This window comes from Vibrio sp. 378 (assembly GCF_033339435.1).
In genome coordinates this window covers 1-791 of sequence record NZ_JAWOUO010000386.1, presented here as the reverse complement: position 1 = coordinate 791, position 791 = coordinate 1, and the positions used below count along the sequence as shown (strand labels likewise).

Annotated in this window: 2 protein-coding genes; both read right to left on the bottom strand. The window is 47.5% G+C overall.

The genetic code is table 11. The features are described from left to right. The coding region (locus R7Q48_RS26440) for a M48 family metalloprotease (protein WP_318133169.1) at positions 1-634 on the bottom strand (634 nt) is incomplete at its 3' end. Beyond that, a partial coding sequence (locus R7Q48_RS26435) for a LemA family protein (protein WP_318133171.1) occupies positions 634-791 on the bottom strand: 158 nt, incomplete at its 5' end. The genes R7Q48_RS26435 and R7Q48_RS26440, both read right to left, overlap by 1 nt.

Here is a 791-nt window from a genome sequence, read left to right as displayed (position 1 = left end):
GACGAGTGCTGTTCGAGTTATCCAAGATCAGATGACCAAAATGAGCAATGCAGGTAATGCCAAATAACGCACCAATCAGACGAGTATTCAACCGCATATCACCATTTAAGATGTGGCTGAACTCATGGGCAATTACACCTTGAAGTTCGTCACGGCTAAACGCATCTAGTGCTCCTTGCGTTACTCCGATGACGGCATCATCAATGCTCATGCCTGCAGCAAACGCGTTGATGCCGTGCTCTTCCGTCATCACATAAACTGGTGGCACGGGAATCCCCGACGCGATGGACATTTCTTCCACAACATTGAGTAACTGGCGGTGTTTCGCATTTGACGTGTCTGTCGAAATCAACTTGCCGCCGATACTTTCTGCAACGCCACGTCCACCATTGGCGTTTAGCTCACTAAGACGAATGAATGAGCTGATGCTAACAACCGTTAGCACGCCCACAAAGCTCAACAAACAATAACTGATGATGGATTGAGTGGTGAACGGTTCGCCAGTGAAATAGAAGTAGATGCCAATCGAAATGACACTCACTAGCCCTGTGATGGCTAAAACGGCCAAAGTGAATAGCATCACCAAAAGTCCAGTTCGCTGGCGCGCAGTGTCTTGATGATGAAAAAAGTCCATTAGAACGCAACCTTCGGCGCTTCTTGGATTGCTTCTGTGTCTGCAAACTCAAGTAACTTACCGTCTTGGAAACCAAATGTGTTCGCGAAGATAACGGGTGGGAATGTTTGCTTGTAAGTGTTGTAGCTGGTCACGGCATCATTAAATGCTTGGCGGG